The sequence below is a fragment of the Spongiibacter sp. C9W genome (assembly GCF_057370015.1).
Genome location: NZ_CM170672.1, coordinates 2,870,444 through 2,893,009, shown reverse-complemented (window position 1 = coordinate 2,893,009; position 22,566 = coordinate 2,870,444). Strand labels below are relative to the sequence as shown.

Sequence of the window (22,566 nt, the reverse complement as noted above, 5' to 3'; positions counted from 1 at the left end):
GATCAAGCCACTCGCACTAAAACAGCGGATTTACAGCAGAACGACATCGAACTGTTCCTGGGTGTACATCGCCTCAACCTGAAAGCGAATACTGGCACCGATAAATTCTTCTAAATCGGCAACGCTGGCCGACTCCTCATCTAACAAGCGGTCGACCACCTCCTGCGAGGCCAGCACTAATAGGCTGTTGCTTTCATAGGCTCGGGCTTCGCGCAGTATTTCTCGAAACACCTCGTAACACACCGTCTCCGGCGACTTCAATGAACCGCGGCCATGACAGTAATGGCAGGTTTCACACAGCACGTGTTCCAGGCTCTCGCGAGTACGCTTTCGCGTCATCTCAACCAGGCCCAGCTCTGAGACCCCGGTAATACTGGTCTTCGCGTAATCCTTCTCCATCGCCCGTTCTAGCGCGCGCAATACCTGCCGACGGTGCTCAGCATCTTTCATATCGATAAAGTCGATAATAATAATGCCGCCCAAATTGCGCAGGCGAAGCTGGCGAGCCAGCGCTGCCGCCGCTTCGAGGTTCGTTTTAAATATGGTTTCTTCCAGGTTGCGATGACCGACAAATGCCCCGGTATTAATGTCGATGGTGGTCATCGCCTCGGTCTGGTCGATAATCAGGTAACCCCCGGACTTCAATTCAACCTTGCGGCCAAGGGCGCGCTGAATCTCGTCTTCAACGCTGTACAGGTCGAAAATCGGGCGTTCACCGGGGTAGTACTCCAGCTTAGAGCGAATCTCTGGCAGATAGTCTTTGGCAAACTCATCGACACGCTGGAAACTCTCCCGGGAATCGATGCGGATTTTTTCCAACCCGGGATGCACCAAATCACGCATTGTCCGCATAAACAGCGGCAGGTCTTCATAGATTACTGAGGGTGCCGTATCACGCTTCATACGACGCTCTACCGCCAGCCATAGCCGACGCAAAAACGCGACATCCGCGCGCAGTTCATCCTCGCCCGCCCCTTCGGCAGCGGTGCGCAGAATGTAGCCATCCGTCAGTACTAAAGGCTCATCGTCATCGCCGTCCCGCAGGATGTTCTCCATCAAATCTCGCAGGCGCTGCCGCTCGTCTTCATCGTCAATGCGGTGAGACACACCGAGGTGGGACGCCCCTGGCATATAAACCAAGTACCGCGACGACACCGACAAGCGGGTACTCAAACGTGCCCCTTTGGTTCCCATAGGGTCCTTGGTGACTTGAACGGTGAGCTGCTGACCCTCGCGGATTTTGCTGCGAATATCCGCGTGCTCACCGCCCTCTTGCTCAAGGGCGACAATATCTGAGGCGTGAATAAAACTGGTTCGCTCCAGGCCCACTTCAACAAACGCCGCCTGCATGCCGGGTAGCACTCTTACGACCTTGCCTTGGTAGATATTTCCAACAATGCCTTTAGAGCGGGTACGTTCGATATAGACTTCCTGCAACACCCCGTTTTCAACGACCGCAACCCGCGTTTCAACCGGCGTTACGTTAATCAGTATTTCTTCGCTCATGGTTTCACTCTGCCAATGCTGTCGGGGGTTCTATACCCACCTCGCGCAGCGCTTTACGGGTCTCGTATAGCGGTAGCCCTACCACCCCACTGTAACTGCCATTGATACGCTGAACAAACTGTGCGGCACGCCCCTGTATAGCATAGCTGCCCGCTTTGTCATCGGCCTCTCCGCTGGCGAGATAATCATTGATATCGCGATTGCTCAAGGGGCCAAAAAATACCTCTGTCGCCACTAACTCAGCGTGCTGCAAACCACCTTGTGACACCGCTATTGCGCTGAGTACTCGGTGACCGCGATCACTTAAGGCGTGCAACATCTTTGCGGCCTCCGCGCGGTTGCCAGGTTTGCCGAGAATACGTCCGTCGAGGTCAATGGCAGTATCGGCAGCCAATACCACTGCCGCGGGGTATCGCTGCGCAATCACATCGGCTTTTTCTTGCGCCATTCGCAGCACGTAGTCATCGGGGCGCTCACCGAGGCGAACGCTCTCATCGATGTCGGCAGGGCAAATCTTTGCCGACAACCCCAGTTGCTTCAGCAGGTCCGCGCGCCGCGGTGACGCAGAAGCGAGGATCAAGGTCATATCAGTAGGCCACAAACACACGCTGCAACCACGACATCATCGGGCGCAGGAAAAACCAAAGTAAGGCGGTGGAGAATACCGGCAGAAAAACCAACCAATGCGTCTGAGAAACGCCGTTCAAATTTTGCGCCCACTGATCGACAAGAATGCGGAACAACTCCAGCAGGGCGATCAGCGCCGCCTGCTTTCGCAAACTGAACATCCGCAGCTGTTGGTAGGATATTTGAATAATATAGGCGACGACGGCCAGCGAAAACGCATTCTGCCCCAACACCGTGCCAAGCAGAATATCCTGGATTATGCCGCCCAACCAGCACAGGGCAATTCCAACGTTTTCGGGCATTGCGAGCAGCCAGTATATCAACACCAGCATCAACCAGTCTGGCCGCAGCCAGGCCAGTCCAGCCGAGAGCGGCGCAATGGTAAGTACCAGTGCCACCAGCAAACTCACCGCGACAAAAATCAGCCCCTGAGCGTGAGAGTCCATGGCTTACTCCACCGCAATTTTGTCGCTAAATACCAGCAACACATTACGACTGCGGTCGAGCTCTGCCAAGGGGCGGGCATTAATTTCAGCAAAGGGTTTACCCGGGTCGATGGCAACTCTGGTGACTTCGCCCACAGGGTAGCCTGAGGGGAAGCGGTCACCGAGGCCCGAGCTCACCAGCAAGTCCCCCACCTGGATATCTGTTGTCGCGGCAACATGGGCAACACTTAGCTCGTCGATACGACCACTACCCTCGGCCACCGCGCGCAGACCATTGCGGCTGATTCGCACGGGAATAGCGTGGGCACTGTCGGTAATCAGCAACACCCGGCTGTGGTAGACGCCCACGTCGACAATCTGCCCCAGCAGGCCCTTGGCATCGATCACCGGCTGACCGACAAAGGCATTGTCGCGGCTGCCCTTATCCACCACCAGCATATGCCGATTAGGGTCAGAGGCCACACCGACAACTTCGGCAACGACCACCGTATCTTTGACGCGCTCCGCCGAGTTCATCAGCTCGCGCAAGCGCACGTTTTCCGTACTGAGCTCGATATATTTCTGCAGTTTGGCGTTAAGAATCAGCGATTCGGCACGCAGGGCACGGTTTTCTTCAAGCAGGTCGCTGCGGCTACTAAACACGCCGCTAAACTGAGCACTCAAGCGAGAGGGCACATCGGCCAGCCAGTAAAACGGCGCGGCAACAACAGAAAGCTGGGTGCGAAGGGGGGCCATAGACTCCAGGCGGGCACCCAGAAGGATCAGGGCAAGCGCGAGGCCGCCCAAAAAGACAAGTCGACCGCCCGATGAGGGCGGCTTGGAGAATACCGGTTTAATTGCCGCGTCCTCCCTCTGCTGAACGCACGGTTACACGAGCACGCCTGTGGCACAACGCCACAAGAGCATGCTTATTCAGCAGACAATATATCCAGGTGGTGACGATCAACCATTTCCAGTGCCTTACCACCGCCACGCGCAACACACGACAATGGGTCCTCAGCGATAATTACCGGCAAGGCACTTTCATCGGCAATCAGCTGATCGATACCCGTCAGCAAAGCGCCACCGCCCGTCAGTACGATGCCGGTTTCCGCGATATCGGCAGCCAGTTCTGGCGGAGATTGCTCCAAAGCGCGCTTCACGCCCTGGGTAATTACCTGAAGAGGCTCTTGCAACGCTTCGAGAATTTCATCGCTATTCAAGGTGAAGCGACGGGGAATCCCCTCGGCCAGGTTGCGGCCGCGCACGTCAATTTCCCGCAGTTCGCTGCCGGGGTAGGCACAACCAATTTCTTGCTTAATGCGCTCGGCGGTCGCTTCGCCGATCAGGCTACCGTAGGTGCGTCGCACATGCGTGACAATGGCTTCGTCGAAACGGTCACCACCAACACGCACCGAGTCGGAATACACAACGCCATTCAGAGAGATAATCGCAATTTCAGTGGTACCACCACCAATATCAACCACCATCGAGCCAGACGCTTCTTCGACTCGCAAACCGGCACCAATCGCGGCAGCCATTGGCTCTTCAATCAACCGCACCTCGCGGGCACCCGCACTGAGTACCGATTCGCGAATCGCCCGGCGCTCTACCTGCGTACTCTTACAGGGAATACTTACCAATACGCGGGGGCTGGGGCGAATAAAGCTGTTTTGATGGACCAGTTTAATAAAGTGCTGCAGCATCTTTTCCGTCACCTGAAAGTCGGCGATAACACCGTCTTTCAGAGGGCGAATAGCGGTGATATTCCCCGGTGTTCTACCCAGCATGCGCTTGGCTTCAATCCCGACAGCCTCGACCGTTTTCTGGCCATTGTGCACACGGATCGCCACAACTGAAGGCTCGTCAAGCACGATGCCCTGGCCGCGAACATAGATGAGAGTATTGGCCGTTCCCAAATCGATCGACAGATCATTGGAAAACATCCCGCGGATACGTTTTAACATTTGCGATTATCACCTTATACGATTCTGCGAAGACCGAGAATCGGGCTGGCAGGGCCGAAAACGCGGCGCAAAAGGCAGCACTGACCCCTAGATTAAAAACTTTGCCACTCTATCAACGCCGGGGATTCAGGGCAAGGCGCAAGTATGATAAGTTTACGGGCTTTTCCCAACCGCGCTCCGCATCCGCTCTCGGCTTGCTAAGCGCGCGTTATCAGCGCAACACGCGCCACGAAGCCAACAGGGTGAACCATGAGTTTAGAACAGGGCGATATCGCCAAACTGGCAAGGCTGGCTCGAATTCGCATTAGCGAAGAAAGCAGCGAAGAGCTGCGCCAGCGAATCAGCGACATTCTCGGCATGATCGACACCATGCAGGCCGTCGACACTGACGCCGTAGATCCGATGGCCAACCCCCACGATGCAACACAGCGCCTGCGCGCAGACGTGGTCACCGAAGTTGACCAACGGGATGACTTTCAGCGCATCGCTCCCGCCACCGAAGACGGCCTCTACCTTGTTCCCAAGGTTATTGACTAGCCCCTAGCCGCAGCCCCTAATTTAAGAGTACTCGACACCATGCCCAGTCATACCGTTGCCGATCTTCTTCGTGGCCTCGCCGCCGGCGACTTTTCCAGCGAAGAAATCACCCAACAATACCTCGACGCCATTGCCGACCGCGACGGCCAAATCAACAGCTTTATTACCGTCACCCGCGAACAGGCCCTCGAACAGGCGCGCGCTGCCGACAACGCCAGGCAACGCGGCAACGCCGGAGCCTTGTGTGGATTGCCCATCGCCCACAAGGACATATTCTGCACCGAGGGCGTGCGCACCAGCTGCGCGTCGAAAATGCTCGACAATTTCATCGCGCCCTACAGCGCCACCGTGGTAAACAACATGGCCAGCGCCGGTGCCGTTATGCTCGGCAAAACAAACCTGGATGAGTTCGCCATGGGCTCGTCAAACGAAACCAGCTATTACGGCACTGTGCGCAACCCCTGGAACACCGATCGCGTCCCCGGCGGCTCCTCGGGCGGCAGTGCGGCGGCCATTGCGGCGGGCCTTGCTCCTGCGGCCACGGGCACCGACACCGGCGGTTCCATCCGCCAGCCAGCGGCGCTGTGCGGCCTTACTGGCCTGAAACCCACCTACGGACGAGTATCGCGTTACGGCATGATCGCCTTCGCCTCCAGTCTTGACCAAGCGGGCCCGATGGCGCGCAGCGCCGAGGATTGCGCCCTGTTACTGCAAAGTATGGCGGGCTTCGACGAGCGCGACAGCACCAGCATGGATGTTCGCGTGGACGACTACGCCGGCGCCTTGGATCAGGATTTGCGCGGCCTGAAAATCGGCCTGCCCAAAGAGTATTTCAGCGCTGGTCTCGACCCCGCAATTGGCGACGCGGTGCATGCCGCACTGGAAGAGTACCGCAAAATGGGGGCGGAGACGGTTGAAATCAGCCTGCCCCACACCGAGCTGGCGGTACCGTGCTACTACGTCATTGCACCGGCCGAAGCGTCAACTAACTTGTCGCGCTTTGACGGTGTGCGCTACGGCTACCGCTGCGAAAACCCCGCCGACCTCGACGACCTCTACACCCGCAGCCGCGAAGAGGGCTTTGGCGAGGAAGTAAAACGGCGCATATTGGTGGGCACCTACGCCCTGTCGGCGGGCTTTTACGATGCCTACTATCGCAAGGCACAGCAGATTCGCCGCCTGATTAAGCAGGATTTCACCGACGCCTTTAAACAGGTAGACATTATCGCCGGCCCGACAACACCGAATCCGGCCTTTGGCATCGGTGAAAAAGTAAGCGACCCCGTGACGATGTACCTGGAAGACATTTACACCATTGCCGTCAATCTGGCGGGGCTACCTGCCCTCTCCATGCCCGTGGGCTTTGCCGGCGAGTTGCCTGCCGGCATGCAGCTGATCGGCCGAGACTTCGACGAGGGCCGCCTGCTGGCCGCCGCTCACCAGTATCAACAGCGCAGTGACTGGCACCTGCGTACCGCCCCAGACTGCGCGTAAGGAGAAGCCCAGATGCAATGGGAAGTTGTTATCGGGCTGGAGGTTCACGTCCAGCTCACCACCAAATCAAAGATTTTTTCCGGTGCCAGCACTGCCTTTGGCGCGGCACCCAACAGCCAAGCCTGCGCGGTCGATCTGGCCCTGCCCGGCACCCTGCCCGTGCTCAATGAACAGGCTGTTAACGACGCGATTTTGTTCGGTTTAGCCATCGATGCCGATATTTGCCGCGATTCGGTATTTGAGCGCAAAAACTACTTTTACCCCGACCTGCCCAAAGGCTATCAAACCAGCCAGATGGACAAGCCGATTGTCGGCCACGGGGTGGTGGAAATTCGCCTGGAAGATGGCAGCACACGCAATATCCGTGTTCACCACGCCCACCTCGAAGAGGATGCAGGAAAATCTCTGCACGAAGACTTCCACGGCATGTCTGGCATCGATCTCAACCGCGCCGGCACACCGCTGATAGAAATCGTCTCTGAGCCCGACCTACGCAGCGCCGAGGAAGCGGTTGCTTACCTGCGCAAGATTCACTCCATCGTTACTTATCTGGGTATCTCCGACGGCGATATGTCGCAGGGCTCAATGCGCTGCGACGCCAATGTTTCAGTGCGCCTAAAAGGCGAGGAAGAATATGGCACCCGCGCAGAGATCAAGAACATCAACTCCTTCCGCTTTGTCGAGCGCGCCATCAAAGTAGAAGCGCAGCGCCAAATCGACTTGATTGAGGACGGTGGCAAAGTCGTGCAGGAAACCCGCCTCTACGACAGCGACAAAAACGAAACCCGCTCCATGCGCAGCAAGGAAGAAGCCAACGACTACCGCTACTTCCCCTGCCCCGACCTGCTGCCGGTCCATATCGAGCAATCCTTGATAGATAGCCTGCAAGAACAAATGCCAGAGCTGCCAGACGCCAAACGCCAGCGTTTTGAAACGGAGTACGGCCTATCGACCTACGACGCCAGCCTGCTAACCGCCGAGCGAAGCATTGCCGACTTCTTCGAAGCATGTAGCAAGGTTGCGGGCGACGCCAAACTCGCCGCCAACTGGGTCAACGGCGAACTGTCCGCTGCCCTGAATCGCGAAGGCAAAGCACTAAAAGACAGCCCGGTCAGCGCAGAGCAGCTCGGCGGCCTGATAGTGCGCATACGCGACAACAGCATCTCTGGCAAAATCGCCAAGCAAGTATTCGAGGCGCTGTGGAACGGCGACGGCGAGAGCGCCGACGAAGTGATAGAAGCCAAGGGCTTGAAACAGGTGTCTGATACCGGCGCACTAGAGGCAATGGTAGATGAGGTTATTGCCGCTAACCCCGCTCAAGTCGAGCAATACCGCGCCGCCGACGACGGCAAGCGCAAAAAGCTTATCGGCTTCTTTGTCGGGCAAATAATGAAGGCCTCCAAGGGGCAAGCGAACCCGGGAATGGTCAATCAACTTTTGAACAAAAAACTTAGCGATTAACACCGCCGCAAGGCACAACGGGATAAACAATGAAGAAAGACAAAGAAAAAGTATTAGATGAAGTGTGGACTGAGGACCGCGTGCGCGAGTTTCTCAACGTTGAAGCCAAAGCTGGCGTGGATGCAGACTTTCACCGCCTACTCAAAGCCTACCAGAGCATGCGCGCCGACGACTTTGAATTATTCATCGGTATGTTTTTGGAAGCCGGCGGCAATATCAACGCGGTAGATAGCGCGCAGCGTAGCGTACTTAGCTATGCAAAAGAACACCGCAACAGCGATGACTACATTGCGGCGCTGGAGAAGCACGGCGCCAGCCTGTAACGGCCGCGCAGCGCCATCAAACACTGCGACCGCGCGTTAGCCGGTCGCGGTTTTCCTGTTTTTTCCTCTCGCTTTTACGCAGCAACACATAAACCGCCCCTGCTCCGCCATGCTGTGGCTGTGCACTACAAAAAGCCTGTACATCGTCGATTTGCGGCAGCCAATGGGCAACGTGTGACTTCAACAGGGCCACACCGCTGTGATTCCCCCGGCCATGCACGATAATTAAACTGCGCAAATCCATCGACATCGCATCGCGAATGAACTCAAAGACCTGCTGGCGCGCACGCGCCACCGACATTTTATGTAAATCCAGACGTGCTTCCGCCTCATAGCGGGCCTGTTTGAGCTTGCGATAGACACCGTGCTGCACACCCTCGCGCCGGAAATCCACCATATAATAGGGGTCTAGCAGCGGCACATCGTTGTCTGCCAAAAAATTCTTCACGCCCGGCTTGGCTTGCGCCGCCTCACGGCGGGCAGCAAACGACGGGGCATCGACGGCCGCTTTTTTGAGCGCCACCCGCGCCGGCTTTTGCAGGGGTTTTACCCCCGCCATTTCTTCAGCAAATAGCTTGTCGTCGTCGCTCATTATTCAACCTCACCCTCATGCCTCTTCGCGGCGAACTGAGGTATTATCCCGGTATGACTACCGATACCGCAAACGCCGGGGCATGCCCTCTGTGCGAGGGAGAAAATCAATGCGCCATTGCAAAGGGGGAAGCGCCCCAGCAGTGCTGGTGCATGTCGGCAACACTTGACCCAGGTGCACTGCAACGCGCTACAGCGCTACCCGGCGAGCGCCGCTGCATATGCGCCGGCTGCGGGGCAATCAAACACGCCCAGGGTGATGCTGGCTAATAGTCCGCCTGCAACGCCTCATAGCGCTTACATGCCGCCGTTTCTTCGCCGCCGTCTAAGGCCTCACAACTCTGCTTGGCCATAGAGCGCAAGCAGGCGACGGCGGGGCCGTGCAGAGGGTGACTGCGCGCCGCCGCGTCAGTAAATGGCTCTTTCATGCTATCGCACATCTGCATCAACTGCTGATCGACCAACGCGCGCATATCTGCACTAAGCTCCACACCGGCCATGCTCTGACGCGCGCACTGGCGGGCTTTTTCACACATTGCCATGGCCGCATCACTGAGCTCGTCGGCGTGGCCATTCGCGCCGCACGCAACCGCCAAGGCCAGGATCGCTATTGTTTTACGCATTAGCTTTCCTCCGCCACAACACGCACTTTGAGTTTACTGGTTCCGATACGCTCAACAACGCGCGCGTGGACCACCTCCGGCCCGGGAATCACATCGACTAAACTCAGCGCATCACCTTTTTGGTAGGTATTCGCGGTGCTACTCACCACAATTTCATCGCCCGGTGACAAACTGGCCAGCATTTTTACCTTGATCGGCTGACCCGCGTGCGCCGCGCCAAGCAGTGCCATCAGCAGCACCATTACCCAAACTTTCATAATTCCCTCCTGACAGCCGTTGATTATTCTTCCCTACCATTTAACGGGGAGTCTGCGCCCAGCGCAATAAGCAACTGTGCCGACTCGGCGCAATGCTTTGCAAGCTCGGATATCGGGCTTACCATAGCCTTTTTCATTGCAAGGATTTGCACTATGCCCCCTGCATTACTCAGCGGCCCACAGTATCTCCATCGCGGTTTTCAGCTGTTGCGCCTGCCCGGCATTCGCCTGTTTGTATTACTGCCGCTGCTCATCAACGTCGCGATTTTCGCTGCACTTAGCTATTTAACCATGTCCCGCTTCTCTCAGTGGATCGGCCAGTTAATTGGCTGGCTACCCGACTGGCTGGGCTTTTTGGAGTGGTTGCTGTGGCCCCTCGCCGTGATTCTTCTGCTGGCCATTGTGATGTATTTTTTCAGCACCATCGCCAATCTTATTGCCGCCCCTTTTAACGGGCTATTGGCTGAAAAACTCGAAGAACACCTCTGCGGGGAAGAGGTGGCAGGCCGCGAAACCATTGCCCAAGCGCTAGCGAGCTTTCCGCGCAGTATCGGTCGTGAATGCCGCAAACTTCTCTACTATGCGGGCTTCGCCATCCTCACGCTGATAGCCAGTTTTATTATTTCGCCCCTGGCCCCGCTGCTTTGGTTCGCAATGAATGCCTGGATGATGGCCATTGAATATTGCGACTATCCAATGGACAACCACCGGCTCAGCTTTTCTGAAGCCCGTCGTCGGGTAGCCAGCCAACGCGGCACCAGCTTTAGCTTCGGCGCGTTGGTTATGCTGGGCACAATGATCCCCATCGTAAACTTAATCATTATGCCCGCCGCGGTATGCGGGGGCACGCTGATGTGGGTGGAAAGGCTGAAGGAAGGGGGAAATAAGCGCGCCTAGCGCGCTTATTTCAGCAGCTCTGCTGGCGGCTGCTCACAGGGCAGTTTCATGGCAAGCTCTGCTTCGATATCGGGCAGCAGGAAGGCGTCGTCTTCACAGGCAAAGCTGATCGACGTTCCCGTCGCGCCTGCGCGACCAGTACGACCGATGCGGTGCACATAATCGTCGGGCTCTTCAGGCAGGGTGTAATTCACCACGTGGCTAATACCCTTCACGTGAATACCCCGCCCCGCAACATCGGTGGCCACTAGGCAGTTAATCTCACCGTCTTTGAATTGTTGCAGTGTTCTGGAGCGCTTGTTCTGAGGAATTTCACCGGAAAGAATACCACAGCGAATCCCCGCTTTGCGCAGTCGCTCGTGTAAGCGACGTGTTTCATCACGCCTATTTGCAAAGATAATGACGCTGTTCACGTCATCTTGCCTAACAATATTCAGCAGCAATTTGAACTTGTCGTGTGACTCAACGAGATACACTTTTTGGTCGACGGTATCCGTCGCCACCGACTCCGGCTCTATTTCAATTTTTACCGGATCTTCCGTCCACTGCTCAGTGAGGCGAATAATATCCTCAGTAAATGTGGCGCTGAACAGCAGGGTTTGTCGGTGGGTCTTTTTCGGGGTCAGACGCACAATGCGCTTCACCTGGGGGATAAAGCCCATATCCAGCATGCGGTCGGCTTCATCAATAACCAGCACTTCCACCTGATCCAGATACAAATCGCGACGACCCGAGAAATCCAACAGCCGGCCCGGCGTTGCGACCACGATATCGACGAGGTCACTATTGAGCCGCTCAAGCTGCTTTTGGTAGTCCATGCCGCCGATCAACGTCACCACATTCAAACCGCAATGGGCACCCAGCTGGCGGGCATCTTCACCAATTTGCACAACCAATTCGCGGGTAGGGGCAATAACCAGCGCGCGGGGCTCACCGGCAAAACGCTCTTCTTCCACGGGGTTGTTGAGCAGATCGTTAAAAATAGTGATCAAAAACGCCGCGGTTTTACCGGTTCCGGTTTGCGCCTTACCGATAACATCGTTGCCGCGCAACGTGTGTGGCAGCGAAGCGGCTTGGATTGGGGAGCAGTACTGAAATCCGGCATCGGCAATACCGTGCATGAGGCGAACATCCAGCCCCAGGTCATGAAAGCGCGTTTTGCCCTCTGCTTCGGGTACGGCAAACTGCTCAATACGCCATTCTGGCTGGGGCTTTTTAGGGCGTTTTTGCCGTGGCTTATGCTGCGAGCGCCCGGTCGCTTTATTGCCGGGCTTGCTTTCTGAACCCGCTTTTTCCTGCTTGTCGGTTTCTGCAGTCTGGGGTGCGGGCGAGGATGAAAATAACTTTCTTAACAAAATGATCTCTTCTTTTACTGTGACTCTGTGCAATATTCGACCATTCTAGCACCAAACACCCGCACTAAGGTTAATAAAGTCAGCTTAGCGCGAGGGCTTGGGGTCGTCTGAGCTGGCGTCCTGAACTGCTTGGTCACCCACGTCAGCATCGGAGGCCTGGGGCTTCGGGTCGTGCATTGACTCCTCAGCGACCGGGGATGGATTTTTTGTCGAGACGCTCGGCTCTGGTTCGGGTTCGGGTTCGGGTTCGGGTTCGGGTTCGGGTTCGGGTTCGGGTTGCAAATTTTGTGACGCTCGCTGCAGGTGATAGCGAGCAATCGCCGCCCGACACTGCCGGTCAAGATAAAAATCCAGACTCAGCCAGCGCCCAGCGCCGCTGAACAATAGCGCCAGCAGCATAATGAAGTAGGTCGCGGCAAATTCGATACCATTGTTCAGGACGACAAAATTTCCCTTCGCGGTAAGCCAGGGGTAGTTGCCATGCTCCTGGAGAATGGCGCTAGCACGCTCAAGTCGGCGCCCCACCTCTACACTGTTTTCCAAACTCTCCCGCGCGGCTGGCAGCCCAATATCGGCTAGCGGCTTGGCGGCGCTATTCAAAGGGTCACTGGGCGCGATCGCAAACCAGCCATTTGGCCAATGCACCGTGACCGCAGCCACGGCCATGGTAATTAACAGCGGAATACACGCCCAGCGCAAAGCAAAACCAAAAAGCAGGCAAAAGCCGCCAATCAGCTCGGTATATGCTGCCAGTTGCGCCATCAGCATTGGCTCAGGCAACCCCAGGCTGTGCTCAAACCACTGCGCCGTTGCATCCAAATGATAGACCTTGCTGAGCCCGGCAGCGATCATCACCGGCGCCAGATACAAACGCATCATCAGCGGTGAGATAAACGCCAAGCGCTTGAGCAGCGCCACCACGCCGTCGTGAAAAAAATAATAGGCTCGCAATACGTGCACCATCGGCAATCCCTCTTTGTTATTAATGTTGTCGTGCCGGTTTATGGACGCACTATGCCATTATCGACCAGCGCTGCAAACCGGGCAGCCGGGGTCACGCCCAAGCCGCAACTGGCGAATATCCATGGTAAGTGCGTCGATAATCATCAAGCGGCCGCAAAGTGTGCCCGGCAAGGCAAGCAGGCACTTAATTGTTTCAATCGCCTGCATGCTGCCCACCATACCGACCAGGGGAGACAACACGCCACTGTCGGCGCAGCGCAAATCATCCCCGCCTTCGTGATACAGGCAGCGATAGCAGGGGCTATCGGCCTGACGAAAATCATAAACGCTAAGCTGCCCTTCAGCGCGAATGGCCGCGCCGGAAACAAGCGGCACACCGGCGCGATAGCAGGCCTGGTTCACCGCAAACCGTGTCGCCAAATTGTCGCAGGCATCCACAACAATATCGACAGAACTCACCGCCACGTCGAGCGCTTCACCCTCGAGTCGCTGCGCATATTCGTGCACCGAGACATCCGGGTTCAGCTCGGCAACGCGCTGCGCCGCCGAGGCCACTTTATGACGACCGATATCAGCAGTGGTATGCGCAATCTGACGCTGCAAATTACTGAGCTCAACGGTATCGCCATCGGCAAGGTGCAGCTCGCCCACACCTGCAGCGGCCAGGTACATCGCCACAGGAGAGCCCAGACCACCCACGCCGACAACCAGTACGCGACTGGAGAGCAGTGTTTGCTGCCCCGCCACATCGATTTCTGGCAATAAGATATGCCGGCTATAGCGCAATAATTGCTGATCGCTTAACTCTTTCATAACTTGGCCTGCACCACCTTTTGCCCCACGGTCATACGCTCGTTGCCGCCGTAATCGCGGTGCGTTTCCACACTGACAAAGCCCGCCGAAACAAACAATGTCCGCACCGCTGATGCTTGCTGATAACCGTGCTCCACCAGCAAATAGCCATTGTCAGCCAGATAGGGCATCGACGAGCCAACAATGTGTCGCAGATCAGCCAAGCCACTCTCGGGCGATACCAGCGCGGAGGCGGGCTCAAATCGCACATCGCCCTGGTCCAGGTGAGGATCTTGAGCATCGATATATGGGGGGTTGCTAATAATCAGATGAAACGGCTCGCTCGCGTCCAATGCCGTATACCAATCCGACACCGCGACACGAACATTATCCAACCCCAGTGCATGGCGGTTTTGTTCAGCGAGCGCCGCCGCCTCGGGGGAGCGATCCAGCGCCCAACACTGCCAGCGAGGCCACTCACTGGCCAGCGCCAAGGCCAATGCCCCCGTACCGGTTCCAAGGTCGAGCAGGCGACCCGCCTCATTGTTCTGGCAAAGACTCAGCGCCAGCTCGACCAAACACTCCGTATCCGGGCGCGGAATCAATGTATGCGCATTGACCCGCAAAGGCAGAGACCAAAATTCCCGATACCCCAGGATATGCGCTACCGGCTCCCCCGTGCGGCGGCGCTCAAGAAGCGTGCAAAACTGCGCCTGCTGCGCTGGCTCTAATAGCCGCTCGGGCCAGGTATAGAGGTAACTGCGGGGCCGGTCGAGCACATGGCAAAGGAGCAGCGAGACATCGAGCCCCGCCGTATCACTCACTGACTCAAGCTGGTGCTGGCACGCCAACGCATCGGCGATACTCATTGCACCCGGCGCCACCATTGCCTTACTCAGCCATTGCCGCGAGCAAATCTGCCTGATGCTCTTGGCGCAGAGGACCCACGATTTGATCGACGTCGCCCTGCATAAATTCATCAAGCTTATACAGCGTTAAGTTAATGCGGTGGTCGGTCACCCTTCCCTGAGGGAAGTTGTAAGTGCGGATACGCTCCGAGCGATCACCGCTGCCGACGAGATTACGCCGCTGATCCGCCTGCGCTTGTTGGTGCTCACTGTTGCGCACATCGTTGATACGGGCCGCCAACAGCGACATCGCCCGCGCCCGGTTTTTATGCTGGGAGCGCTCATCCTGACACTCAACCACAATGCCGCTGGGGATATGCGTAATACGCACGGCGGAATCGGTCTTGTTGACGTGCTGACCACCCGCACCACTGGCGCGGAAGGTATCGATGCGCAAATCGCCTTTATTGATCTCTACTTCTTCGGCCGCTTCCGGCTCGGGCATCACGGCAACGGTACAGGCCGAGGTATGAATACGGCCCTGTGACTCAGTTTCTGGCACGCGTTGAACCCGGTGAGCCCCCGACTCAAACTTTAAATGGCCATAGACATCCTGCCCCGCAACACGGCTAATAATTTCCTTGTAGCCGCCATGCTCGCCGGGGCGCTCATTGAGCACTTCAATCTTCCAGCCCTTGGACTCGGCGAATCGCGAATACATTCGGAACAAATCGCCGGCAAAAATCGCCGCCTCGTCACCGCCGGTACCGGCGCGGATCTCTAAAAATACGTTGTGGGAGTCATTGGGATCGCGCGGCAACAGCAGGGTCTGCAGCTCCGTTTCGAGCGTTTCAAGCTGCTGCTCGCCGTCGGTAATTTCTTCCTCGGCCATCGCCCGCATGTCGGCATCGTCTTCATCTAGCATCAATCGCGCTTCGTCCAAGTCATCACACACTTGGCGATACCGCGCGTAGCTGGCCACTACCGGCTCAATTTCTGCATATTCCTGCGAGAGGCCACGAAACCGGTTTTGGTCGGCGATAATATCGGCATCGCTAAGCAGCGCGCCGATCTCCTCGTACCGATCAAGCAGGCTTTCCAGTTTGCTGCGAATAGATGCCTTCATAAAATCTCGCTTGGCTACATGTAGAAAAGTAAACGTGGTGATGCAAAAGTCGCGGAGGGTGCCGCGCTAGTTTTCACGGTCCTGGTCGCGCAGCTGGAGCAGCTCGCGGGCCCAGTCGACCAGATCGTTGCGCCCCTTGGCGCCGGCTTCTTTTATCTGCGTGGTGGGGCTGTGAATCAGTTTATTCGTCAGCCCCCGCGCCAGTTGTTCAAGCACCACGGCAGCATCCTCACCCTTGGCCAACTGCCGACGCGCGCGTTCCAGCTCGGCATCGCGCAGCCCCTCGGCCTTGGCGCGGAAGTCTTTGACGGTAGCGACGGCACCGCGCGACCGCAGACGTGCCTGCCACTCTTCAATGGCCGCAACAATTAACTGATCCGCCTTGCGCGCCTCAGACTCGCGCGCGCGCTTATTTTCGTCAACGATTTCACGAAGGTCGTCGACGGTATACAAATACACATCATCAAGTTCGGCAACCTGGGGCTCAATATCCCGGGGAACCGCAATATCCACCATCACCATTGGCCGGTGTTTGCGCTTCTTCAGAGCCACCTCAACGGCGCCTTTACCAAGAATCGGCAACTGGCTGGCAGTGGATGCCACGAGGATATCGGCATCGCGCAAGTACGCTGGAATGTCAGACAGCATTACCGCCTCTGCCTGGAACTCCTCGCCCAGCTGTCGCGCGCGCTCCAGGGTGCGGTTGGCAATGATGATGCGCTTCACCCCCTTTTCCCGCAGGTGACGAGCCACCAGCTCGATCGTCTCGCCTGCGCCAATCAGCAAAGCCGTACACTTGGATAATTTACTGAAAACATGCTGAGTGAGTGACACAGCGGCATAGGCTACCGACACCGGGTTCTCGCCAATGGCAGTGTCGGTGCGCACCTGCTTGGCAACGCTAAACACCTGTGAAAACAGCTGATGCATGCCCGAGGCTGCGGTACCGGCCTCTGCTGCCAGCGCATAGGCTGACTTCATCTGCCCCAGGATTTGCGGTTCACCCAGGACCATAGAGTCCAGGCCGGCGGCGACTTCCATCATGTGTTGAAGCGCCTGACTATCGCGACTGATATAGCAGCAGTCATCCAAATGGCTGCGTTCGACATGGTGAAAACGCGACAGCCAGTCGAGCATCTTTGCGTCGTCAACCGCATCGCCTTGACCGCCCAACGCGTATATTTCAGTGCGATTGCAGGTAGACAGAATGGCAAGCTCCTCACCCAAGCCACAGGCCAGGGCGTCCTGCAGTGCCAAGTGAATTTGCTCAGGCACGAACGCCACGCGCTCTCTTACCGAAAGCGGGGCGGAATTATGATTGATGCCAACAAGGAGCAATTTCATTCAGTTGGGAAGCCGAGTCAGGAGCGCAAAACTGACGCGGATTCTATCAAGTTGGCGTTCAAATGTGGATTTTATTACCAAAACAAGCCGGGATTTCTCTGCCAGCCGGTGATCATTCCTGCTCGCAGCGGTCATAGATGGCACGCGTCGCCCAACTGGCGATAGAAATAAGGTAGGATTATTCCAGCCATTACACCGCGACGACAACGCGGCGCCATCGCAACAGGACAACAATGTCACAACGCTTACACTACACCCTCATTGGCCTATTCCTCTTGGCCTCTGGCTGCGCCCTGACACCAGCAGGCCACCAGCCGGAGAAAGCCGTCGCTGCCGAAGACAAGAGCGCGCCCCTCAGAGCCCTGCCGGAAGACAGCGTTTACGACCTGCTGCTCGCCGAATTGTCGCTGCGCAACCACGACCTCAACACCGCCCTGGGCAACTATCGCCGACAGGCGGATCGCACCGGCGACCTTGAGCTGATTGCCAGCACGGCGCGGCTAGCCGACTATATGGAGCAACACAACGTCGCCGCAGTTTACGCGCAGCGCTGGCTAAAACGCGACGCCGACGCCAGCGAGGCCCACTATATACTGGCCGGCGCGCTGTCCCGCCTGGGCGACCCGCTCAGCGGCCTCCCCCATATGATCCGCGTGCTCGAACTCGGCGATGAAACCAATTTCGCAGCAATGGCAGCCACGGCACTTGGCCGCCCCGATGCTGAAAAAAATGCCTTTTTTGAGGCCCTGCAAACTGTTCAGGGCCAACACCCCAGCGACAACAGCCTGCGTATTGCCCTGGCACTTATGCTGCAATACCGCCAGCGCGAGGAAGACGCATTAGAACTTGTGCGCCTGGCATTGGATGAGGAGCCGACCAATCCGCACGCCCTGCTCATAGAAACGCGCACCTTGAGCCAGCTAGGGCGCGACGACGAAGCGATAGAACGACTCAAATACGCCGTAGACCAAAACCCGAGACATAAGCGCCTGCGCCATGACCTGTGCCGCAAGCTGGTTAAAGTCGATGTCTATCAAGCCAAGGCGCACTATGAAGTACTGGCCCGGCAATACCCACAGGATCACGATATCTTGCTGGAGTTGATGCTGATAAACCGCGAGCTCAGCAATACTGAAGAAGCCGAGCAACAACTGGAAAGCCTGAGCGCCAATCCGCAGCAACGCAGTCGGGCGCACTATGTACTTGGCCGCCTAGCCGAAGAAGAGCGCGACTGGAGCGACGCCCTGCAGCACTACCAGCAGGCGACCCGCCTACCCGAATTCAACGAGGCCAGCCGGCGGGTAGCCAGTATCAGCCTATCGACAGAGGGCCGCGAGCAGGCCCTGTCGCGCCTGGCCGACTGGCGCGAATCACTACCGGAACACGCTGAATTCATTTATTTGCTGGAAGCCGAAATTCTGCGCAAGGCCGATTTAGACGAGCGTGGCTTTTCACTGCTGACTCAGGGCTTACAAACACTGCCGGACAGCACCGAATTGCGCTATGCGCGGTCACTATTTTCTGAGCGCTTGGGCAACCTACCCGCCGTGGAAAAGGACCTGCGCTACATTATCGACCGCGACCCAAACAACAGCGCGGCCCTCAATGCGCTGGGCTACACGCTGGCCAACCGCAGCGCACGACTGGATGAGGCCCAGCGCTTAATCGAACGCGCGCTCAAGCTATCGCCCGACGACCCCGCCATATTGGATAGCTACGGCTGGGTGTTGCTCCTTAAAGGTAAGACCGAGGCTGCGCTCAGCTACCTTGAGCGCGCCTTTGCCCAAAGTCAGGATCACGAAATTGCCGCCCACCTCGGTGAAGCCTACTGGTTACTCGGCAGAGAGGATGCCGCCCGCACGGCTTGGCAGAAAGGCCTGCAAGACACTCCGAACAGCCCCATTATCTACGACACTTTACAGCGACTGAAACTCCTCGATGAATAGACACATCCGCCTGATCAGCATTGTCGCTGCGGCCGTGCTCACAGCCTGTAGCAACCTGCCTCCGGCCACCCCCGGAGAGCAGCACTGGCATATGCAAGGCCGAATCGGCCTGTGGCAAGGCAGCCAGCAAGAGAGCAGCCAAATCACCTGGCTACAATGCGGCGACCATTACGCCAAAATACGCCTGACCGGCCCGGTAGGTGTCGGCGGCGCCGAAATCATCAGCGACCCCTCAGGCGCCCAGCTCACTTATAAAGGCGACGTTCGCCGAGCCGCCAGCGCCGAAGCGCTTGCCGCCGATATCGGCTGGCCCGTTCCCGTTTCTGCTTTGCGCCACTGGCTGCGTGGGCGCGCCGCGCCCAACGCGCCACTGGCGGCGCAACTTTCGGCAACCGGGCAGCTCAGCTCGCTGGAGCAATTTGACTGGCAGATTCAATTTGCCCGCTATCAACACGACAACACCGACGCCCTGCCCCAATTGATTGAAGCGCAACGCGGCGATACCCGGCTAAAACTGATCGTTAAGTCATGGCGCAATGGCAAACAGGAATGCGCAGAATGAACACTCTCAGCCTGCCTTGCCCGGCCAAAATCAATCTATTTCTGCACATTACCGGCCAGCGCGACGACGGCTATCACGAATTACAAACGCTGTTCCAACTTCTGGACTACGGCGACACCCTTCACCTGCAAGGGCGCGCCGATGACGAACTGCGCTTTCTTACCCCACTGGCCGGCGTGAGTGACGACAACAACCTGATCCTCCGCGCAGCGCGCCTGTTGCGAGAGCATGTGCAGCGCCCACTCGGCGCCAATATCGGTTTAGACAAGCGCCTCCCGATGGGCGGCGGCATTGGTGGCGGCAGCTCTGATGCCGCATCCACCCTACTGGGGCTCAATCACATCTGGCAGTTGGGCCTGGGCCTGGACGAGCTGGCTGAGTTAGGCCTGAGCCTCGGCGCCGACGTTCCGGTATTCATCCACGGACACACCGCCTGGGCTGAGGGCATCGGTGAAAAATTACGCCCGTTGGACACCCCCGGATACTGGTATTTAGTGCTGCGACCTGACTGCGAAGTGAGCACTGCAGAAATTTTTTGCCACGAACAATTGACACGCAATGCCTCTCCCATCAAAATAGCGGCCTTTCTTGAGGGGGCCACCGGAAACAGCTGCCAAAATTTGGTGCGAAAACTGTATCCGGATGTTGATAAAGCCTTGAATTGGCTAGATCAATTTGCTCCAGCGAAGTTAACCGGCACCGGTTCCTGTGTGTTCGCTAGCTTCGACAGCAAGAGCGCTGCGGAAGCAGTTTTGGCACAAAAGCCTGCATCAACATCGGGCTTTGTTGCGAAGGGTGTTAATCTTTCGCCACTGCACAAAACGTTGTCCACGGTGTAACGATTTACTGGGGTGTCGCCAAGCGGCAAGGCACTGGGTTTTGATCTCAGCATTCGTAGGTTCGAATCCTACCACCCCAGCCATATTACTAGAGCGCCGAAAGTAGTCGGCCCTCTGAAGGGGAACAGGACGTACATCGCCTGATCCGGTAGGTTCGAACCAAGGTTCGATAAGTGCTTGCACTTAGGCATCGCAACGCGATGGCTGAAAGCCTAAGGCCGATAAGGCCGCAGCCAATCCTACCACCCCAGCCATTTTATAGATTCCCGCCTTAATGGCGGGAATCTTGTTTATGGTTTACGGTTTCGGCGCACTGTTTCAGTTGTGAGTAACATGAAGCGCTGCACTTTTAGCTCGAACCGTCACACCGCGAATCAACCTTCAGCCTCACAGGACATTGACCGTGCACAACATGATGGTCTTCACTGGCAACGCCAACCCAGACTTGGCTCGCAAAGTTGCCGAACACCTCCGACTGCCCCTGGGCGATGCGACGGTAAGCAAATTCAGCGACGGCGAAGTCTTTGTCGAAATTAATGAAAATGTTCGCGGTGCAGATGTATTCCTCCTGCAGCCGACTTGTGCGCCGACCAACGACAACCTAATGGAGCTGGTTGTGATGGCAGATGCCATGCGTCGCGCCTCAGCCGGACGCATCACAGCGGTAGTGCCCTATTTCGGGTATGCCCGCCAGGATCGCCGCGTGCGCTCGCAGCGCGTACCCATTTCAGCGAAGGTCGTTGCGGACATCCTCAGCGGCGTTGGCATTAATCGCGTGCTGACCGTCGACCTTCACGCCGAACAGATTCAGGGCTTCTTCGACGTTCCCGTCGACAACGTCTATGGCTCGCCAATCCTGCTTGACGATATCAATCGCCAAAACTACCCCGATCAAATTGTCGTGTCCCCGGACATCGGTGGTGTAGTGCGCGCACGCGCGGTTGCCAAGCAACTGAACGACGCCGACCTTGCCATCATTGACAAGCGCCGCCCCAAAGCCGGTGTTGCCCAGGTAATGCACCTGATCGGTGAGGTGGAAGGCAAAACCTGCCTGCTGGTCGACGACATGGTCGATACCGCTGGCACACTGTGCAAAGCCGCGGCGGCCCTGAAGGCCCAAGGCGCAGCAAAAGTTGTCGCATACTGCACACATCCTGTATTATCCGGGCCCGCCGTTGATAACATCAGCGGCTCTGAGCTAGATGAGCTTGTGGTTACTGACACAATTCCATTGTCAGATGCCGCTGCCAACTGCCCAAAAATTCGCCAGCTAACCCTGGCAAACTTACTGGCCGAGTCAATCCGACGGGTCAGCAACGAGGAGTCAATCAGCGCGCTGTTCCGCTAAACCGCGCAACATAACGCTTTCTGACTTTCACCGCCGAACTGGTCGCAAGTTCGGCGGTTTTCGCTTTTTATGAGGAGACATTTATGTCCAGCGAATTTACTGTAAACGCCAAGGCGCGTACTGATGTAGGGAAAGGTGCGAGCCGCCGCCTACGTCGTTTGGCCGCCGAAGTTCCCGCAATCATCTACGGTGGTGACAAAGCCCCACAAATGATCAGCATCGCCCACAAAGACCTGCTCTGGTTCCTGGAAGACGAGGCATTTTTCAGCTCGGTTCTGACCATGGACATCGACGGCAACAAAGAGTCTGTGGTTATTAAAGACCTGCACCGTCACCCTGCCAAGGCGCAGATTCTGCACGCCGATTTTCTGCGCGTAAGCGCGGACACCAAAATCACGCTGCAAGTACCACTGCACTTCATCAACGAAGAAGCCTGCCACGGCGTGAAAATGCAGGGTGGCTCGATCACTCATGCAATGACTGAAATTGAAGTTCAGTGTCTGCCTAAAGACCTGCCTGAATTCATCGAAGTCGACATGAAAGACAAAGAAGTGGGCGAGACCGTTCACATTTCTGACCTGACCCTGCCTGCGGGTGTTGAAAGCACCGCTCTGGTACTGGGTGAAGATCACGACTCAGCTGTTGCCGTTGTGCAGGCTCCTCGCGGTGGCGCTTCTGACGATGAAGACGCTGCAGAAGGCGCTGAAGACGAAAGCAGCGAAGAGTCTTAATCTC

General features: G+C 57.0%; 25 protein-coding genes and 1 tRNA gene. 12 read left to right on the top strand and 14 right to left on the bottom strand.

Features of this window, described 5'->3' with window-relative positions:
• Nucleotides 1-30 precede the first annotated feature (30 nt).
• The 5 genes from rng to AC2Q8J_RS13735 all read right to left on the bottom strand — a co-directional run bounded on the left by rng (nucleotide 31) and on the right by AC2Q8J_RS13735 (nucleotide 4,525).
• Nucleotides 31-1,506, bottom strand: a complete 1,476-nt coding sequence (gene rng, locus AC2Q8J_RS13755; protein WP_204997270.1) for a ribonuclease G — start codon at nucleotides 1,504-1,506, stop codon at nucleotides 31-33.
• A 4-nt stretch (nucleotides 1,507-1,510) separates the two neighbouring features.
• Complete coding sequence (locus AC2Q8J_RS13750; protein ID WP_486451552.1) at nucleotides 1,511-2,092, bottom strand: Maf family protein; 582 nt, start codon at nucleotides 2,090-2,092, stop codon at nucleotides 1,511-1,513.
• Between the two features lies 1 nt (nucleotide 2,093).
• On the bottom strand, nucleotides 2,094-2,579 hold the full coding sequence (mreD, locus tag AC2Q8J_RS13745) for a rod shape-determining protein MreD (protein ID WP_204997268.1): 486 nt from the start codon (nucleotides 2,577-2,579) through the stop codon (nucleotides 2,094-2,096).
• A gap of 3 nt (nucleotides 2,580-2,582) precedes the next feature.
• Entirely contained in the window at nucleotides 2,583-3,416 is an 834-nt protein-coding gene (gene mreC, locus AC2Q8J_RS13740; RefSeq protein ID WP_204997318.1) for a rod shape-determining protein MreC, read from the bottom strand.
• A gap of 71 nt (nucleotides 3,417-3,487) precedes the next feature.
• Nucleotides 3,488-4,525 carry a rod shape-determining protein gene (locus tag AC2Q8J_RS13735; RefSeq protein WP_027874581.1) on the bottom strand — a complete coding sequence of 346 codons (1,038 nt, stop codon included), beginning with the start codon at nucleotides 4,523-4,525 and terminating at the stop codon, nucleotides 3,488-3,490.
• A 249-nt stretch (nucleotides 4,526-4,774) separates the two neighbouring features.
• On the opposite strand from AC2Q8J_RS13735, the gene gatC reads away from it, so the two are divergent.
• From gatC to AC2Q8J_RS13715, 4 genes are read left to right on the top strand one after another with little or no spacing between them, the layout of a single operon-like run.
• The gene (gatC, locus tag AC2Q8J_RS13730; protein WP_286693841.1) at nucleotides 4,775-5,062 is read left to right on the top strand and encodes an Asp-tRNA(Asn)/Glu-tRNA(Gln) amidotransferase subunit GatC; all 288 of its coding nucleotides are present in this window, start codon (nucleotides 4,775-4,777) and stop codon (nucleotides 5,060-5,062) included.
• A gap of 39 nt (nucleotides 5,063-5,101) precedes the next feature.
• Complete coding sequence (gene gatA / locus AC2Q8J_RS13725; protein WP_204997266.1) at nucleotides 5,102-6,556, top strand: Asp-tRNA(Asn)/Glu-tRNA(Gln) amidotransferase subunit GatA; 1,455 nt, start codon at nucleotides 5,102-5,104, stop codon at nucleotides 6,554-6,556.
• Between the two features lie 12 nt (nucleotides 6,557-6,568).
• Nucleotides 6,569-8,017 carry an Asp-tRNA(Asn)/Glu-tRNA(Gln) amidotransferase subunit GatB gene (gene gatB / locus AC2Q8J_RS13720; protein WP_486451551.1) on the top strand — a complete coding sequence of 483 codons (1,449 nt, stop codon included), beginning with the start codon at nucleotides 6,569-6,571 and terminating at the stop codon, nucleotides 8,015-8,017.
• Between the two features lie 29 nt (nucleotides 8,018-8,046).
• Nucleotides 8,047-8,340, top strand: a complete 294-nt coding sequence (locus AC2Q8J_RS13715) for a PA4642 family protein (protein ID WP_204997264.1) — start codon at nucleotides 8,047-8,049, stop codon at nucleotides 8,338-8,340.
• A gap of 16 nt (nucleotides 8,341-8,356) precedes the next feature.
• Here AC2Q8J_RS13715 and smrA read toward each other — a convergent pair whose 3' ends face one another.
• Nucleotides 8,357-8,932, bottom strand: coding sequence for a DNA endonuclease SmrA (gene smrA, locus AC2Q8J_RS13710; protein WP_204997263.1), 576 nt, complete (start codon nucleotides 8,930-8,932; stop codon nucleotides 8,357-8,359).
• A gap of 17 nt (nucleotides 8,933-8,949) precedes the next feature.
• Here smrA and AC2Q8J_RS13705 point away from each other — a divergent pair, with 17 nt between their 5' ends.
• Nucleotides 8,950-9,201 (top strand): cysteine-rich CWC family protein, encoded by a 252-nt coding sequence (locus AC2Q8J_RS13705; protein ID WP_372879651.1) that lies wholly within the window; start codon nucleotides 8,950-8,952, stop codon nucleotides 9,199-9,201.
• Here AC2Q8J_RS13705 and AC2Q8J_RS13700 read toward each other — a convergent pair.
• Nucleotides 9,198-9,554, bottom strand: a complete 357-nt coding sequence (locus tag AC2Q8J_RS13700) for a hypothetical protein (RefSeq protein ID WP_424144650.1) — start codon at nucleotides 9,552-9,554, stop codon at nucleotides 9,198-9,200. The two genes, AC2Q8J_RS13705 and AC2Q8J_RS13700, sit on opposite strands and share 4 nt — an antisense overlap.
• Nucleotides 9,554-9,811 carry a hypothetical protein gene (locus AC2Q8J_RS13695; protein ID WP_286693837.1) on the bottom strand — a complete coding sequence of 86 codons (258 nt, stop codon included), beginning with the start codon at nucleotides 9,809-9,811 and terminating at the stop codon, nucleotides 9,554-9,556. Before AC2Q8J_RS13695 ends, AC2Q8J_RS13700 begins: the two co-directional genes overlap by 1 nt.
• Nucleotides 9,812-9,964: 153 nt before the next feature.
• On the opposite strand from AC2Q8J_RS13695, the gene cysZ reads away from it, so the two are divergent.
• The gene (cysZ, locus tag AC2Q8J_RS13690; RefSeq protein WP_204997259.1) at nucleotides 9,965-10,708 is read left to right on the top strand and encodes a sulfate transporter CysZ; all 744 of its coding nucleotides are present in this window, start codon (nucleotides 9,965-9,967) and stop codon (nucleotides 10,706-10,708) included.
• A 5-nt stretch (nucleotides 10,709-10,713) separates the two neighbouring features.
• On the opposite strand, the gene rhlB is transcribed toward cysZ, so the two are convergent.
• The 6 genes from rhlB to hemA all read right to left on the bottom strand — a co-directional run bounded on the left by rhlB (nucleotide 10,714) and on the right by hemA (nucleotide 17,136).
• Entirely contained in the window at nucleotides 10,714-11,901 is a 1,188-nt protein-coding gene (gene rhlB, locus AC2Q8J_RS13685; protein WP_286693908.1) for an ATP-dependent RNA helicase RhlB, read from the bottom strand.
• Between the two features lie 246 nt (nucleotides 11,902-12,147).
• Nucleotides 12,148-13,026, bottom strand: a complete 879-nt coding sequence (locus AC2Q8J_RS13680; RefSeq protein WP_486451550.1) for an HvfX family Cu-binding RiPP maturation protein — start codon at nucleotides 13,024-13,026, stop codon at nucleotides 12,148-12,150.
• A gap of 57 nt (nucleotides 13,027-13,083) precedes the next feature.
• Complete coding sequence (locus AC2Q8J_RS13675) at nucleotides 13,084-13,839, bottom strand: HesA/MoeB/ThiF family protein (RefSeq protein ID WP_286839115.1); 756 nt, start codon at nucleotides 13,837-13,839, stop codon at nucleotides 13,084-13,086.
• Nucleotides 13,836-14,687, bottom strand: a complete 852-nt coding sequence (gene prmC, locus AC2Q8J_RS13670) for a peptide chain release factor N(5)-glutamine methyltransferase (protein ID WP_486451549.1) — start codon at nucleotides 14,685-14,687, stop codon at nucleotides 13,836-13,838. The genes AC2Q8J_RS13675 and prmC overlap by 4 nt, the downstream gene beginning before the upstream one ends.
• A gap of 22 nt (nucleotides 14,688-14,709) precedes the next feature.
• Entirely contained in the window at nucleotides 14,710-15,792 is a 1,083-nt protein-coding gene (prfA, locus tag AC2Q8J_RS13665) for a peptide chain release factor 1 (RefSeq protein ID WP_486451548.1), read from the bottom strand.
• A gap of 66 nt (nucleotides 15,793-15,858) precedes the next feature.
• Nucleotides 15,859-17,136 carry a glutamyl-tRNA reductase gene (hemA, locus tag AC2Q8J_RS13660; RefSeq protein WP_286693832.1) on the bottom strand — a complete coding sequence of 426 codons (1,278 nt, stop codon included), beginning with the start codon at nucleotides 17,134-17,136 and terminating at the stop codon, nucleotides 15,859-15,861.
• A 233-nt stretch (nucleotides 17,137-17,369) separates the two neighbouring features.
• Here hemA and AC2Q8J_RS13655 point away from each other — a divergent pair, with 233 nt between their 5' ends.
• The 6 genes from AC2Q8J_RS13655 to AC2Q8J_RS13630 all read left to right on the top strand — a co-directional run bounded on the left by AC2Q8J_RS13655 (nucleotide 17,370) and on the right by AC2Q8J_RS13630 (nucleotide 22,562).
• Nucleotides 17,370-19,082 (top strand): tetratricopeptide repeat protein, encoded by a 1,713-nt coding sequence (locus AC2Q8J_RS13655; RefSeq protein WP_486451547.1) that lies wholly within the window; start codon nucleotides 17,370-17,372, stop codon nucleotides 19,080-19,082.
• Nucleotides 19,075-19,644 (top strand): lipoprotein insertase outer membrane protein LolB, encoded by a 570-nt coding sequence (lolB, locus tag AC2Q8J_RS13650; protein WP_486451546.1) that lies wholly within the window; start codon nucleotides 19,075-19,077, stop codon nucleotides 19,642-19,644. Before AC2Q8J_RS13655 ends, lolB begins: the two co-directional genes overlap by 8 nt.
• Complete coding sequence (gene ispE / locus AC2Q8J_RS13645) at nucleotides 19,641-20,483, top strand: 4-(cytidine 5'-diphospho)-2-C-methyl-D-erythritol kinase (protein WP_286839126.1); 843 nt, start codon at nucleotides 19,641-19,643, stop codon at nucleotides 20,481-20,483. Before lolB ends, ispE begins: the two co-directional genes overlap by 4 nt.
• Before the next feature lie 8 nt (nucleotides 20,484-20,491).
• Nucleotides 20,492-20,566 (top strand) — tRNA-Gln (locus AC2Q8J_RS13640).
• A 332-nt stretch (nucleotides 20,567-20,898) separates the two neighbouring features.
• Entirely contained in the window at nucleotides 20,899-21,831 is a 933-nt protein-coding gene (locus AC2Q8J_RS13635; RefSeq protein ID WP_239547908.1) for a ribose-phosphate pyrophosphokinase, read from the top strand.
• 83 nt (nucleotides 21,832-21,914) lie between these two features.
• Nucleotides 21,915-22,562 (top strand): 50S ribosomal protein L25/general stress protein Ctc, encoded by a 648-nt coding sequence (locus AC2Q8J_RS13630; RefSeq protein WP_486451545.1) that lies wholly within the window; start codon nucleotides 21,915-21,917, stop codon nucleotides 22,560-22,562.
• The last annotated feature ends 4 nt before the right edge of the window (nucleotides 22,563-22,566 follow it).